Annotated in this window: 10 protein-coding genes; 6 read left to right on the plus strand and 4 right to left on the minus strand. The window is 70.7% G+C overall.

What is annotated here, in order from left to right; genetic code table 11:
- Nucleotides 1–41: 41 nt before the first annotated feature.
- A complete protein-coding gene (locus tag ACFVVM_RS23295; protein ID WP_387621828.1) occupies nucleotides 42–530 on the minus strand; it encodes an inorganic diphosphatase in 489 nt (162 codons plus the stop codon).
- 165 nt (nucleotides 531–695) lie between these two features.
- Here ACFVVM_RS23295 and dacB point away from each other — a divergent pair, with 165 nt between their 5' ends.
- The 5 genes from dacB (at nucleotide 696) to ACFVVM_RS23320 (ending at nucleotide 5,910) form a co-directional block, all read left to right on the plus strand.
- On the plus strand, nucleotides 696–2,147 hold the full coding sequence (gene dacB / locus ACFVVM_RS23300; protein ID WP_387621831.1) for a D-alanyl-D-alanine carboxypeptidase/D-alanyl-D-alanine-endopeptidase: 1,452 nt from the start codon (nucleotides 696–698) through the stop codon (nucleotides 2,145–2,147).
- 12 nt (nucleotides 2,148–2,159) lie between these two features.
- Nucleotides 2,160–3,218 carry a zinc-dependent metalloprotease gene (locus tag ACFVVM_RS23305; RefSeq protein ID WP_387622357.1) on the plus strand — a complete coding sequence of 353 codons (1,059 nt, stop codon included), beginning with the start codon at nucleotides 2,160–2,162 and terminating at the stop codon, nucleotides 3,216–3,218.
- Nucleotides 3,219–3,302: 84 nt separating this feature from the next.
- Nucleotides 3,303–4,415 carry a tRNA lysidine(34) synthetase TilS gene (tilS, locus tag ACFVVM_RS23310; protein WP_387621833.1) on the plus strand — a complete coding sequence of 371 codons (1,113 nt, stop codon included), beginning with the start codon at nucleotides 3,303–3,305 and terminating at the stop codon, nucleotides 4,413–4,415.
- Nucleotides 4,385–4,936 carry a hypoxanthine phosphoribosyltransferase gene (gene hpt, locus ACFVVM_RS23315; protein WP_387621836.1) on the plus strand — a complete coding sequence of 184 codons (552 nt, stop codon included), beginning with the start codon at nucleotides 4,385–4,387 and terminating at the stop codon, nucleotides 4,934–4,936. The genes tilS and hpt overlap by 31 nt, the downstream gene beginning before the upstream one ends.
- Nucleotides 4,937–5,037: 101 nt before the next feature.
- Nucleotides 5,038–5,910, plus strand: coding sequence for a GyrI-like domain-containing protein (locus ACFVVM_RS23320; protein WP_387621839.1), 873 nt, complete (start codon nucleotides 5,038–5,040; stop codon nucleotides 5,908–5,910).
- Here the strand turns inward: ACFVVM_RS23320 and ACFVVM_RS23325 are convergent.
- Nucleotides 5,903–8,293, minus strand: coding sequence for a protein kinase (locus tag ACFVVM_RS23325; RefSeq protein ID WP_387621841.1), 2,391 nt, complete (start codon nucleotides 8,291–8,293; stop codon nucleotides 5,903–5,905). The two genes, ACFVVM_RS23320 and ACFVVM_RS23325, sit on opposite strands and share 8 nt — an antisense overlap.
- 223 nt (nucleotides 8,294–8,516) lie before the next feature.
- Between ACFVVM_RS23325 and ACFVVM_RS23330 the strand changes: the two genes are divergently transcribed.
- Entirely contained in the window at nucleotides 8,517–9,851 is a 1,335-nt protein-coding gene (locus ACFVVM_RS23330; protein ID WP_387622359.1) for an amidase, read from the plus strand.
- Here ACFVVM_RS23330 and ACFVVM_RS23335 read toward each other — a convergent pair.
- Nucleotides 9,848–10,744: a LysR family transcriptional regulator gene (locus ACFVVM_RS23335; protein ID WP_387621844.1), complete on the minus strand. Its 897-nt coding sequence runs from the start codon at nucleotides 10,742–10,744 to the stop codon at nucleotides 9,848–9,850. The genes ACFVVM_RS23330 and ACFVVM_RS23335 overlap by 4 nt on opposite strands.
- A gap of 370 nt (nucleotides 10,745–11,114) precedes the next feature.
- Nucleotides 11,115–12,665: an aldehyde dehydrogenase family protein gene (locus tag ACFVVM_RS23340; protein ID WP_387621847.1), complete on the minus strand. Its 1,551-nt coding sequence runs from the start codon at nucleotides 12,663–12,665 to the stop codon at nucleotides 11,115–11,117.
- Nucleotides 12,666–12,720 lie beyond the last annotated feature (55 nt).

The raw sequence follows: 12,720 nt of genomic DNA on the forward strand, positions 1-12,720 counted from the left end.
CCGAAAACCTTCGGACTTCCCGTTTCTCGTGGGTGGTCGGCTCAGTGGCCGGATTCCTTCAGCCGGGCGAAGGACTCGTCGATGATCTTCTCGGCCTCGGCGCGGCCCAGCCACTCCGAACCCTGCACGAACTTGCCGGGCTCGAGATCCTTGTAGCGCTCGAAGAAGTGCTTGATCGCCGACAGCTCGAACTCCGAGACGTCACCGAGCTCCTGGATGTGGTCCCAGCGCGGGTCGCCCGCGGGCACGCACAGCACCTTGTCGTCGCCGCCGGCCTCGTCGGTCATCCGGTACACACCGACCGGACGCGCCTCGACGATCACACCGGGGAACACCGATTCGGGCAGCAGCACCAGCGCGTCCAGCGGATCGCCGTCCTCGCCGAGGGTGTTCTCGATGAAGCCGTAGTCGGCCGGGTAGCCCATGGAGGTGTACAGGTACCGGTCGAGCTTGACCCGGCCGCTCTCGTGATCGACCTCGTACTTGTTCCGAGAACCCTTGGGAATCTCGATGGTGACGTCGAACTCCACGCCATCTCCTTGCTCGTTCGATGCTTGTCGTAGCCGAATCGCCAGATCGTTCTGGGGAACCGTTGCGCAACGAGGATAGTGTGGTGTGCTGGAACACCGGTGCGGCAGGCGGCCCAGCGCGCAGTCGAAGCGTGTCGGACGGCGCGATAGGGAGAGACGACGGTCGTGATCGGTCGAGGCGAGGAAAATCCGGGATCGCCGGCGCGGCGGGGCCGTGGCTGGATCTGGCTGTCCGCGGTGGTGGTGGCGGTACTGCTGATCGCGGGCGGTTTCGCCGCGATCGCACAGCCGTGGACCCCGGAATTCCGGCACGGCGGATTGACCGTCGCACCGCCCCCGAACAGCGCGCCCGCGCACACCGAGATCACCGCGGCCAGGTCGGACGCGCCCGCGCCGACCGTGGAAGGAATCGGCGCGGCGCTCGCGCCCGTGGTCGGCAATCCCGATCTCGGGGCCTTCGCTGGTCAGGTGAGTGATCCGAGCAGCGGTGCGGTGCTGTGGAGCCAGGATCCGACCAAGGCGATGATCCCCTCCTCGACCGCGAAGATCATGCTGGCCGCGGCCGCGCTGCTCACCCTGCCCGACGATCAGCGGCTCACCACCAGGGTGGTCGCCGGTGCGCCCGGCGAGCTGGTGCTGCTCGCCGGCGGCGACCCGACGCTGACCGCCGCCGAATCGGGCGGCTACTACACCGACGGTGCGCGGATCGGGGATCTGGCCGCGCAGATCAGGGCGGCCGGGGCACAGGTCAACGCGATCGTCGTCGACATCTCCGGCTTCACCGGGCCCACCATGGCCGCGGGCTGGGACCCGATCGACATCCCCGAGGGCTCGATCGCCCCGATCGAAGCGATCATGCTCGACGGCGGCCGGTTCGATCCGTCGGCCGACTACTCCCCGCGCTCGGCCACCCCCGCCCTCGACGCCGGTCGCGCGCTCGCCGCGGCACTCGGCGTCGACCCCGCCGCGGTGCGGGTCGGACAGGCCGCGCACACCGGTGCCGAGATCGCGAAGGTGGAATCCGCGCCGCTGCGAACTCGCCTGCACGACATGATGATCCGCTCCGACAACGTGCTCGCCGAGACCGTCGGACGCGAACTCGCGCTGGCCACCGGGCACGAGGCCTCCTTCGCCGGTGCCGTCGCGGCGACCACGGCGGCGCTGACGGCGGCCGGGTTCGACGTCACCGGACTGCATCTGGCCGACAACAGCGGCCTCTCGGTCGACGACCGGGTGCCGCCGCGCCTGCTCGACACCATCATCGCGACCGCGGCCAAGCCCACCGGCGACGCGGCCGTCGTCCCGGCCGGAACCCAGGCCAGGCCCGAAAACGACCCGCGCGCAGCGGCTCTCGCGCCGCTGCTCGACGATCTGCCCGTCGCGGGCGGGACCGGCACGCTCGCACCGCGCTTCGTCGTGCAGAACCGGCACGGTGCGGGCTGGGTGCGCGCCAAGACCGGAACTCTGAGCGTGGCCAGCGCGTTGGTCGGGTATGTGCTCGACCGCGACGGCCGGGTGCTGACCTTCGCGCTCATGTCCAACGATCGCTTGCCCGAGGTCAGCAGGCCCGCGCTCGACGCGGTGGCGGGCGCGCTGCGCAACTGCGGATGTTCCTGAGAGCGGGTGGCTATGACCGAGGGCAAGTCCAAGAACTCCGGGTTCAACGGAGCCGTCGACTGGCGGTTGGCGGCACGCACGGGGGCGTTGCTCGCGCCCGCCGGGCCGCGGACCTCGCGGCAGACGGCCGAGCAGATCGTCGACGAGCTGGCCAGTGCGTCGGTGCGGGCCGAAGGGCCGGTGCGTGAGGTCAGCGGGTTGCTCGACGACCGGCCGGTGCCCGAGGCCAGGATCGTCGACCGGCCCGGCTGGATCGCCGCCGCGGCCGACTCCATGTCGGTGCTCACTGGCATCGAGACGACCGAGAGCGGCAAGCTCGTCGGCAAGCCCGCCGGAATCCAGGCCGGGACCATGCTGGCGTTCCTGTCCACCGCGATCCTCGGCCAGTACGACCCCTTCACCGGCGAGGACGGCACGCTGCTGCTCGTCGCGCCCAACATCCTCGGCGTCGAACGGGCGCTGCGCGTCGATCCGTCCGACTTCCGGCTGTGGGTCTGCCTGCACGAGGTGACCCACCGGGTGCAGTTCTCCTCGGCGCCCTGGCTCGGCGACTACATGCGCACCAATGTCGACACGCTCAGCGAGGTCGGCGAGGAACCGATGAGCGAGCTGCTCACCCGGCTGCTCGGCGAGGTGAAGGCCCGCCGCGACGGGTCGGCCGCCGACGACCCCAACAGCCGCGGCATCGTCGGCCTGCTGCGCGCCGCCCAGGCCCCACCCCAGCGCGAGGCCCTCGACCGCCTCCTCATGCTCGGCACCCTCCTCGAAGGCCACGCCGACCACGTGATGGACGCCGTCGGCCCCGCCGTCGTGCCCTCCGTCGCCCAGATCCGCGCCGCCTTCGACCGGCGCAGACAGAAGCCCACCAACCCGGTCCAGCGGCTGCTGCGCGCGCTGCTCGGCGTGGACGCGAAGGTCGCCCAGTACGTGCGCGGCAAGAAGTTCGTCGACGCGGTCGTCGACCGGGTCGGCGTGACGGAGTTCAACACCATCTGGACCAGCGGCGAAACCCTGCCCCGCCTCGACGAGGTCGACGACCCCGACCGCTGGATCCGCCGCGTCCTGGCCTAGATCGCCCACCCCCGCGCGCCTGCTCGGGGGGATGGGTGCGTTCGGCGGGGTTGTGGGGTGGGTGGGGGTCGGTAACCTGCAGGCATGACGCGGTTGCCGGAGACCGGCGCGGTGCTGGCGGTGCGGCGGGGAGTGCGGGGGTGGGTTGCCGCGCGGGGTGGGCCGGAGGCTGTGGTTGTCGGGTTGTCGGGTGGGGCCGATTCGTTGGCGTTGGTGGCAGCGGCGGCTGTCGAGTGTGGGGACGTGACGGCCGTGGTGGTGGATCACGGGTTACAGGACGGGTCGGGGGAGGTTGCCGAGTGGGCGGTGAGGCAGGCGCGGGCACTGGGATGTGCCGAGGCGTTCGTGGTGCGGGTCGAGGTCGGGCGGGACGGGGGTGTGGAGGCGGCCGCGCGGGCGGCTCGGTACGCGGCGCTGGAGTCGGTGCGTGATGGGCGGCCGGTGCTGCTCGGGCACACCCTCGACGATCAGGCCGAGACCGTGTTGCTCGGGTTGGCGCGGGGGTCCGGCGGGCGGTCGATTCAGGGGATGGCGGCATGGAACGCGCCGTGGGGGCGGCCGCTACTCGGTGTGCGGCGGGCCGAGACAGTCCAGATGTGTGCCGATCTCGGCATCGAACCGTGGGACGACCCGCACAACAGCGACCCCGCCTACACCCGCGTCCGCCTGCGCACCGAGGTGCTCCCGCTGCTCGAGGAGGTCCTCGGCGGCGGCGTCGCCCAGGCGCTCGCCCGCACCGCCGACCAGCTACGCGACGACGGCACCGTCCTGGACACCCTCGCCGAGGATCTCCTGCGCGCCGCCCGAGTGCCTGCGCGGCCGTCCGACGGCGTGGTCGACGGTGCCCCGGCCGAGTCGACGCCCGCCGACAGTGGCGCCGACGACACCGATCGGCCCGCCCTGACACTCGAGATCCTGGCCACTGCGCCCGCCGCGCTGCGTCGCCGGGTGGTGCGGGCCTGGCTGGCCGAGCAGGGGATCAGCGGGGTGCTGAACGCCCATTTACAGGCGATCGACGAGCTGGTGACCAGCTGGCGGGGGCAGGGCGGGGTCGCGGTGGCGGGCGGGGACCGGGTCCACCGGTTGGTCGTGACGCGCGAGCATGGCACGCTGACGGTGCGGGCACAGCCGCGCCGGGATCGACACCACGAAGGGACACCACTTCCGTGTACGGAGACGACATCGCGTCGGTACTGATCACCGAAGAGGAGATCAAGGCCAAGACCGAGGAACTGGCCGAGATCATCGCCAAGCGTTACCCGCCGGATTCCCCCGAGGGTGACCTCCTGCTGATCGGTGTCCTCAAGGGCGCGATCTTCTTCATGACCGACTTCGCCAGGGCGCTGCCGATCCCCACACAGCTCGAGTTCATGGCCGTGTCGTCCTACGGCTCGTCCACCTCGTCCTCGGGCGTCGTGCGCATCATGAAGGACCTGGACAAGGACATCGCGGGCCGCAACGTCCTGATCGTCGAGGACATCATCGACTCCGGTCTCACCCTGTCGTGGCTCAAGCGCAACCTGTCCACCCGCAACCCGGCCTCGCTGGAAGTGGTGACCCTGCTGCGCAAGCCCGACGCGCTGCGCACCCCGGTCGACGTCGCCCACGTGGGCTTCGACATCCCCAACGAGTTCGTCGTCGGCTACGGCCTCGACTACGCCGAGCGCTACCGCGACCTTCCTTACATCGGCACCCTGAACCCCAAGGTCTACTCGTAGGCGCCTTCGCGCCGCGACCGGCAGCGGGCTGATCGGATCGGACCGCGATGGTCGGGTGCGGTGCGAGCTCGTCGGCGAGGGTTGATGCCGAAGGAGGTTCCGTGATCGCGGTACTCAATCGGCTCGCCGACCTCGTCGAGGAGCGGCTCACCGAGGAATTCGACATCGGTGGTTTCGCCGTGTCGTACGGCACCACCGAGTATCACCTGCGGCGGATGTTCTCGTCGCTGGCCGGGATGCCGCTGTCGGAGTACGTCCGGCGGCGACGGATGACCGTCGCCGCGGCCGATGTGGTCCGCGGCGGTGACGATCTGCTCGACATCGCGGTGCGGTACGGATACGGCTCGACCGAGGCATTCGGGCGGGCGTTCCGGGCCGTGCACGGTGCCGGTCCCGGTGATGTCCGCCGTGCCGGTGGCCCCCTTCGCACACAACCGCAGCTCAGGTTTCGCCTGACCGTCGAAGGGAGCAACCCCATGGACACCCGTATCGCCGATCGACCCGCGTTTCGCCTCGTCGGCCACGCCGCGCGCGTTCCGCTGATCCACGAGGGCGTCAATCCGCACATCCAGCAGCACATCGCCGCCTTGCCGCCGGAGGCGCACGCGCGGTTGAAGGCGCTCGGTGACGGTGAGCCGCGCGGCCTGCTGCAGGTCAGCGATGATCTCGACCCGGACGGTGCCGAGGGCAGCGAGCTGACCTACCTGCACGGGGTCGCGGTCGCCGAGGGCACTCAGGTCCCCGATGACCTCGACGTCATCGCGGTACCGAGCGGCACGTGGGCGGTCTTCCACACCACCGGACCCCACCCGCAGACACTCCAGACCACCTGGGCCGCGACCGCGACCGAGTGGTTCCCGTCCAACCCGTGGCGCCTGCGCCCCGGCCCGTCGATCGTCGCGATCCTCGACCGCACGGCCGATTTCAGTACCGCTACCTGCGAACTGTGGCTCCCGGTCGAACCGGTCAGCTGACGACGCGTTCCAGGGCGCGCAGGTCGGCTTCGAGTGCGCGGAACAGCAGGTAAGAGCCGACGAAGGCGATGATCCCGCCGACGCAGAGGACGCGGACGGCGAGGATCACCGAGGGGATGTCGCCCGCGGGCAGGAAGGTCACCCCGGCCACCGCGAGGAGAGGGACCGAGGCGGCCACGGCGAGGTACCAGGTGCAGCGGCGGCTCAGAGAGCGCAGCCAGATGCCGTCGTCGGTGCTGGTCTCGCCGTGGCGCAGGAAGATCGGGTAGATGCAGCGCACGAGGTAGAAGGTCACCAGGAAGAACGGGTACGCGACCGCGATCGCACCGCAGACCAGCAGCGATGCCAGGAAGTGGACGACGGCGCGGGCGGGCACGTCACCGGCGGCCAGGTGCAGGGCGATCGGGAAGGTGACCCCGGAGATCGCCCAGAGCGAGAACGCGACGATCACCACCTGGTCGCCCAGGCGCAGGGTGTCGTGTCTGGTGCGGCGCAGCGTGGCCGCGTCGTATCGTCGGCCGTGGCGTAGCCCGCGGGGGACCGACAGCACGAAACGGGCGAGGTAGAGCAGCACGATGGTGCCCAGCGGGAAGAACACCAGGTTCACGCCCGCGGTGATCACCACGAACGACTGCTGGGCCGTGTCGCCGAGCCTGCTGACCACCAGCGACTGGTTGTGCAGGATGTTGTACCAGGACGCCAGCGCGTTCGGCACGCCGATCGCCAGGACCAGCACCAGCAGCGGCCACCGGCGCAACTGCAGCCGCCAGCTGTGCGGCGGCGGGTCGACCAGGTCGCGGGCCCGCGCGTCCAGGCACAGGTCGAATTGTTTGGCCAGCACCGCGCCGCTGTTCCAGCGCCGGGAGCGGTCCGGTTCCAGGCAGGTCAGCAGCACCCGGCGCAGCGCGGTCGGGCAGTCGTCGGGCACCCGGTCCAGCGCGACCGGGTCGACCCCGCCGGTGCGGCGTTCGAGCATCGCCTCGAGGGTGGTCTCGTCGCCCTTGCCCTCGGCCTCGGCGGTGCTGTCGTCGAAGGGCTTGGCGCCGGTCAGCAGTTCCCACAGGACCACGCCGAGGGAGTAGATGTCGGCGCGGGTGTCGAGGTCGGCGGCGGTGCGGGGCAGGCCGGAATGGCAGGCCTCGAGCTGTTCGGGCGACATGTACGACAGCGAGCCGCCGAAGTAGGCGACCGGGCTGGTGCCGGCGACCTCGCGGCTGAAGCTGATGTTGAAATCGGCGAGCTTGGGCACGCCCTCGGCGGTGAGCAGGACGTTGGCCGGTTTCACGTCGCGGTGCAGCACGCCGTGCGCGGCCGCGTAATCCAGCGCCTCGGCCAGCCGCCTGCCCAGCCAGGCCACGGTCTCCGGCCAGCTCAGCGCGGCCAGTTCGGCGCGCACGCTGGAATCGGTGGGGCGGATCTCGCCCTTCTCCTCCATCGCCGCGTCCACCGCGTCGAGCAGGAGTTTGCCGCTGCGGTCGGCGGGCGGGGTGGCGCGCACCCAGCGCAGCAGGCCGAGCAGGGTGCCGCCGGGCAGGAACTGCATGTAGAGCAGGCGCAGCCGGCGCGAACCCGAGGGGGCCGAGCCGGTGTCGAGCAGCTGCTGATCGAACACCCGCACGATGTAGTCGTGGTCGAGCTGGGCCAGGGTCTGTGGCTCGGTGCCGCGGTCGGCGGAGATCTTCACCGCCACCAGCCGCTGCATCGAGCGCTGGCGCGCCAGGAAGACCCGCGCGAACGCGCCGGTACCGAGCCCGGTCAGCAGTTCGAAATCGCCGATCCGCTGTCCGATCTCGATCCGGTCCAGCGGCTCGAACGCAGCCGCCATGGAATCGGCCGCGGTGGCTGCCGCGGTGGCGGTGAGGTCGAGCTGCGGGCTGGTCATCTCGGTACTACGCACCGTGTCGGGCGGATGGTTCACCGTCGCGTCGAGGTCGTCGGCGCGGTGGGTGCTCTGTTCGAGGTCGTCGCTGTTGAGCAGCGCGCGCAGGCTGGCCGCCTGATCGGGGTATTCGCGCAGGCAGTCGCGCGGGTCGACGCGCTCACCGCTGTGCCTGCGGATCACGAACTCCTCGAACACCAGACCCGGCGGAAGGGTGCTCACCTCGAGCTCGGGGAACTCCGCGCAGTAGTCGACCAGCCGCTTGCGGGTGACCGACTCGCCCGCGTGATGCAACCACCGGTGCCGCAGATCCACCCGGATCAACTCGTGCAGCGCCTGCCTGCGCAGGGTGCGCGCGTCGGGCAGGAACTCGGCGATCTCGGGGGGTTGCACGGTGGCCGAACTCCACGCGGCGGCGAACGCCTCGACCATGTCCGCGCGCACATTCGTGGCCCGACCGGCGCTCGCGTCGGGTAGTTCACCGCTTCCGGTGCCTTCGCTCATGATCGATCCTGAGGTTCGCGCGGATCGGTTCGAAATTCCTTCCGCCACACCCGACGTCATCGTGCCCCGAGCCGTACTCGAAATGATAACTTGCGCCTCTAGAGCAGATCACCCGAATCTCGACGACCATGCGACGGGGGCGAATCCGCAGATGCACGATGACCTCACAGCGGTAGCATGGGAGTCCGTCGACGACGACGGCGTGACGGACGCTGAGGTGACCATGGGTCCCGGCGAATACCCCATCGGCGGCCCCGCGGCGGCACTCGCCGCGCGGGTACGCGCGGGCACGATCACGCCCGTCGACGTGGTGACCGAGGCACTGGCCCGGATCTCCTCGGAGAATCGCAAGATCAACGCCTTCACCGTCGTGCGCGCCGACCGTGCCCGTGCCGAGGCACGGGAACTGGCCGCCCGCGACGACCTCGACGAGCTGCCGCTGGCCGGGGTGCCGGTCGCGGTGAAGCAGAACATCGCCGTCGCGGGGGAGCCGACCCGCGCGGGTTCGCAGGCCACCTCGACCAGCGACGAGAGCGTCGACCACCCGGTGGTCGCGCGGTTGCGGGCCGCGGGCGCGATCGTCGTCGGGTTGACGGCGATGCCTGAACTCGGGCTGTGGGCGAGTACCGACGAGGACGGGCGGGTGACCCGCAATCCGCGCGATGTCGGTCGCAGTGCGGGCGGGTCGTCGGGCGGTGCGGCCGCTGCGGTCGCCGCCGGACTCGTGCCGATCGCGCACGGCAACGACGGGCTGGGCTCGATCCGGGTGCCCGCCGCGGCGTGCGGTGTCTTCGGGATCAAGCCTGGTCGACAGGTGGTGCCCTCGGCGATCGGCGCCGATTCCTGGGCGGGCCTCGCGGAGAACGGGGTGCTCGCGACGACGGTCTCCGACGCGGCACTGGCCCTGTCGGTGCTGGCGGGCCGCTCGGACCTGGCCGAGCTACGCGCGCCCCAGCGACTACGCATCGGACTGGCCGTGGCTCCGCCGTCGCGGCTGGTCCGAATGGATCGGCACTGGACGGCGGCGGCGCGCACCGCGGGTGCGCGCGCGGCGGCGGCCGGACACCAGGTGGAACCGGTCGAACTGCCCTACGGCGACGCGGCGCTGGCCATGCTGCTGCGCTGGCCGACCGCCGGTCTGGCCGACGCGGCCCGGCTACCGAACCCGGATCTGCTCCAGCCACGCACCCGGCGTCATCTGGCGCTGGGCCGGTTCATCCGGCGCCTGCGGCTGGTCCGGCCCGATCAGGTCGACCGGACCGAGGCCAGGATGCTGGAGTTCTTCGAAGACTTCGACGTGGTGATCACGCCCACGCTCGCGGCGCCGCCACCCAAGGCCCGGCAGTGGAGCGGGCGCGGCTGGGCCGCCAATGTCGTCTCCTCGGTGCGCTACGCACCGTTCACGGGCCTGTGGAATCTGATCGGCTGGCCCGCCGCGTCGGTGCCGATGGGGGTGCACCCGGAGGCGCACACCCCGCTGGCCGCGCAACTGGCCGGACCACCGGGAAGCGAGGCCAGCCTGCTCGGCCTCGCCGCCCAATTGGAACTGTCGAACTAGACCGCGACCGGCTGCGGCTGGGCCTGCGGCTCGGAGAAACCACCGTCGACAGCGCGACCGGCGAACTCCAGGATGGTCGGACGGGTGTCGTCGGCACGCCAGGCCACCGCCAGCTCACACGGGGTGAGCCCGGCGACCGGTCGCGCGGTGAGTCCCGGCCAGCGGTACATCGGGACGTTGTTCTCCGCGAGCAGGCACACGCCGAGACCGAGGCTCACGGCCTCGAGCTTGTCCTCGGGGGTGGCTGCCTCGGCGCCGATCTTGGCCGCGCGGCCGCCACGGGCGTCGTTGCCGAGCCAGAAGTCACGCACCGCGCCCGCCTCGGTGGGCAGGGCGACGAAGGGCTCGTCGAGCAGATCGGCGAAGTCGATGCTCTCCTGCTCGGCCAGCGGGTGGGACTCCGGCAGGAGCACCCAGCGCGGCTCGGTGCGCAGCACCTGCCAGCGGTAACGGTTGGGGTCGGGCAGCGGCAGCCACACCAGGGCCAGGTCGGCCTGGCGACCGGCCAGGCCGCTGGACGGGTCGTTCCAGGAGGCGGCGTGCAGGGCCAGGCGGTGTCCGCTGGCGCTCTCGAGGTCGTTGAGCAGACCGCGGCCGAGCGCGGACTGGATGCCGACGCGCAGCACCTCACCCGCTTCCTGCAGGGAGACGTTGGTGACCTCCCAGAGCTCGAGGATCTTGCGGGCGCCTTCGAGCAGTTCCTTACCGGCGACGGTGAGGGCGACACTGCGCTGGTTGCGGTCGAACAGGACCACGTCGAGCTGGCGTTCGAGCTGGCGGATCTGGCGTGACAACGTCGGCTGAGCGATGTGCAGCCGCTGGGCGGCGTTGGTGAAATGCAGTTCCTCAGCGACGGCGACGAAATACCGCAGATCGCGCAAATGCGGGTCCATAGCACCTTGCTATCAGAATCGGTCGGGAAAATCCAGCCAAAACGGGCAAGGAAGTTCGCGTAAGTGGATCAAAACAGTCACCAGGTCGGTATTGCACAGCATATGGCCTGACATGGTGTGCTGCATCATCGAGGCGTCATTTGCTCGTCGAGAGCGGGTGCGGCGCTGCGGGAGTAGCACAGCTGGGCGGTTGACCAGGGAAAATGCGGTCGGGTTCACACCTGGTCCGATGCGGTGCGCGGCGTCACCGGGCGGGCGGAACCGGCCGCTGACCTCTGCTCGCCCCTCGGGCAGTGAAGTTGATCACAAACAGGTTTCGGGACACCGAATTCCGGGCCGCGGTGACCTGATCACCGCGGCCCTGACCGGCCTATCCGCCGTTCTTGAGCCGCAACACCGCGGGCAGGTCGACGCGCCGCAGACCACGCGCGCCCGCGGCCCGCATCGCGCCGAGCATGACCAGCAGCTTGTTCATGTCGTACGGGTACCAGAACAGTTCCTTGGCCATCGTCGGCAGCTTCGGCCGCGTGAGCGCCTGCGCGCGGCAGTACTTCCGGATCCCGGCCGCGCCGCCCCAGCGCGCGCCGACCCCGGACTGGCCCCAGCCGCCCATCGGCATGGCGAAGTTGAACAGATTCGAGAACACGTCGTTGACGTTCACCGCGCCCGCGTTCAGCTGCCTGGCCACCCGCTCGCCGCGCGCCTTGTCGCCGGTCCACACCGACGCGGACAGCCCGTAGATCGAATCGTTGGCCAGCCGGATGGCCTCGGCCTCGTCGGCCACCTTCATCACCGGCAGCGTCGGCCCGAAGGTCTCCTCGGCGACACACGCCATCGAATGGTCGACGTCGACGAGCACGGTCGGCTCGAAGAACGTGCCGACGCCGGTGCGTTTGCCGCCGGTGGTCACCCGCGCGCCCGCGGCGACCGCCTCGTCGACGTGGCGCTGCACGATCCGCACCTGATTCTCATTGGCCAGCGCGCCGACATCGTGCTTCGATTCGCGCCCGTCGGCGCCCTGGCGCAGGGCCGCGACCGCGGCGGTCAGCTTGGTGACGAACTCGTCGTACACCGGCGCCTCGACGTAGACCCGCTCCACCGAGATGCAGACCTGGCCCGCGTTGAACATGCCGCCGAAGGCGATGCCGTGCGCGGCCCGGTCGATGTCGGCGTCGGCCAGCACCAGCGCCGGGTCCTTGCCGCCGAGTTCGAGGCTGTAGGGCACCATCCGCTGCGCGCAGGTCGCGGCGATCTTGCGGCCGGTCGCGGTGGAGCCGGTGAACTGGACGTAGTCGGCGTTGCCGACCACGGCGGCGCCGGTCTCGCCCGCGCCGGTCACCACCTTGAACACCGGCGGCGCGCCGATCTCGGCCCAGCCGCGCGCGAGTTCCACCGCCGAGAGCGGGGTCACCTCCGAGGGCTTGAGGATGACGGCGGCACCGGCGGCCAGCGCGGGGAACACATCGATCGCGGGCATCGCGAGCGGGAAGTTCCACGGCGTGATCACCCCGACCACCTGGTACGGGCGGTAGGCGACGGTCAGGGTCTTGAGCCGGGCCAGCGGGGTGTGCGGGGAGGGGTGGTCGTCGGCGAGGAATTTCGCCGCCCTGCGCGCGTAGTAGCCGAGCAGGTCGACGGCGAAGGCCGGGTCGATGAGCGCGTCCGCGCGCGGTTTGGCGGTCTCGGACTGTAGTACGTCGGCGAGGTGTTCGGTGTTGTCGATCAGCCAGTCCTGCAGTTTCAGCAGCCACTGCTTGCGCCCGTCCGGCCCGATCGCCTCCCATTCGGGCTGGTAGAGGCGCAGTTCGCGGACCGCGGCCGCCACGTCGTCGGGCGTGGTGATCGGTACGGTCCCGCTGCGTTCGCCGGTCGCCGGATTGCGGACCTCGATCACCGAGGCGCTCTGGTCGAGTTCGGTCACTGTCGTGCTCCCCACTGCGTTGTGTGAATCAGTTCACCATCTATCAGCCTGGCAC

Source organism: Nocardia sp. NPDC058176 (assembly GCF_042883805.1).
In the GTDB taxonomy this organism is placed as follows: Bacteria; Actinomycetota; Actinomycetes; order Mycobacteriales; family Mycobacteriaceae; genus Nocardia.

What these genes read in the sequence shown, in the direction of transcription:
- ACFVVM_RS23305 (WP_387622357.1), top strand. Translation starts at nt 2,160, where the DNA reads ATGACCGAGGGCAAGTCCAAGAACTCCGGGTTCAACGGAGCCGTCGAC.
- tilS (WP_387621833.1), top strand. Translation starts at nt 3,303, where the DNA reads ATGACGCGGTTGCCGGAGACCGGCGCGGTGCTGGCGGTGCGGCGGGGA.
- ACFVVM_RS23325 (WP_387621841.1), bottom strand. Translation starts at nt 8,293, where the DNA reads ATGAGCGAAGGCACCGGAAGCGGTGAACTACCCGACGCGAGCGCCGGT.
- ACFVVM_RS23330 (WP_387622359.1), top strand. Translation starts at nt 8,517, where the DNA reads ATGGGTCCCGGCGAATACCCCATCGGCGGCCCCGCGGCGGCACTCGCC.
- ACFVVM_RS23335 (WP_387621844.1), bottom strand. Translation starts at nt 10,744, where the DNA reads ATGGACCCGCATTTGCGCGATCTGCGGTATTTCGTCGCCGTCGCTGAG.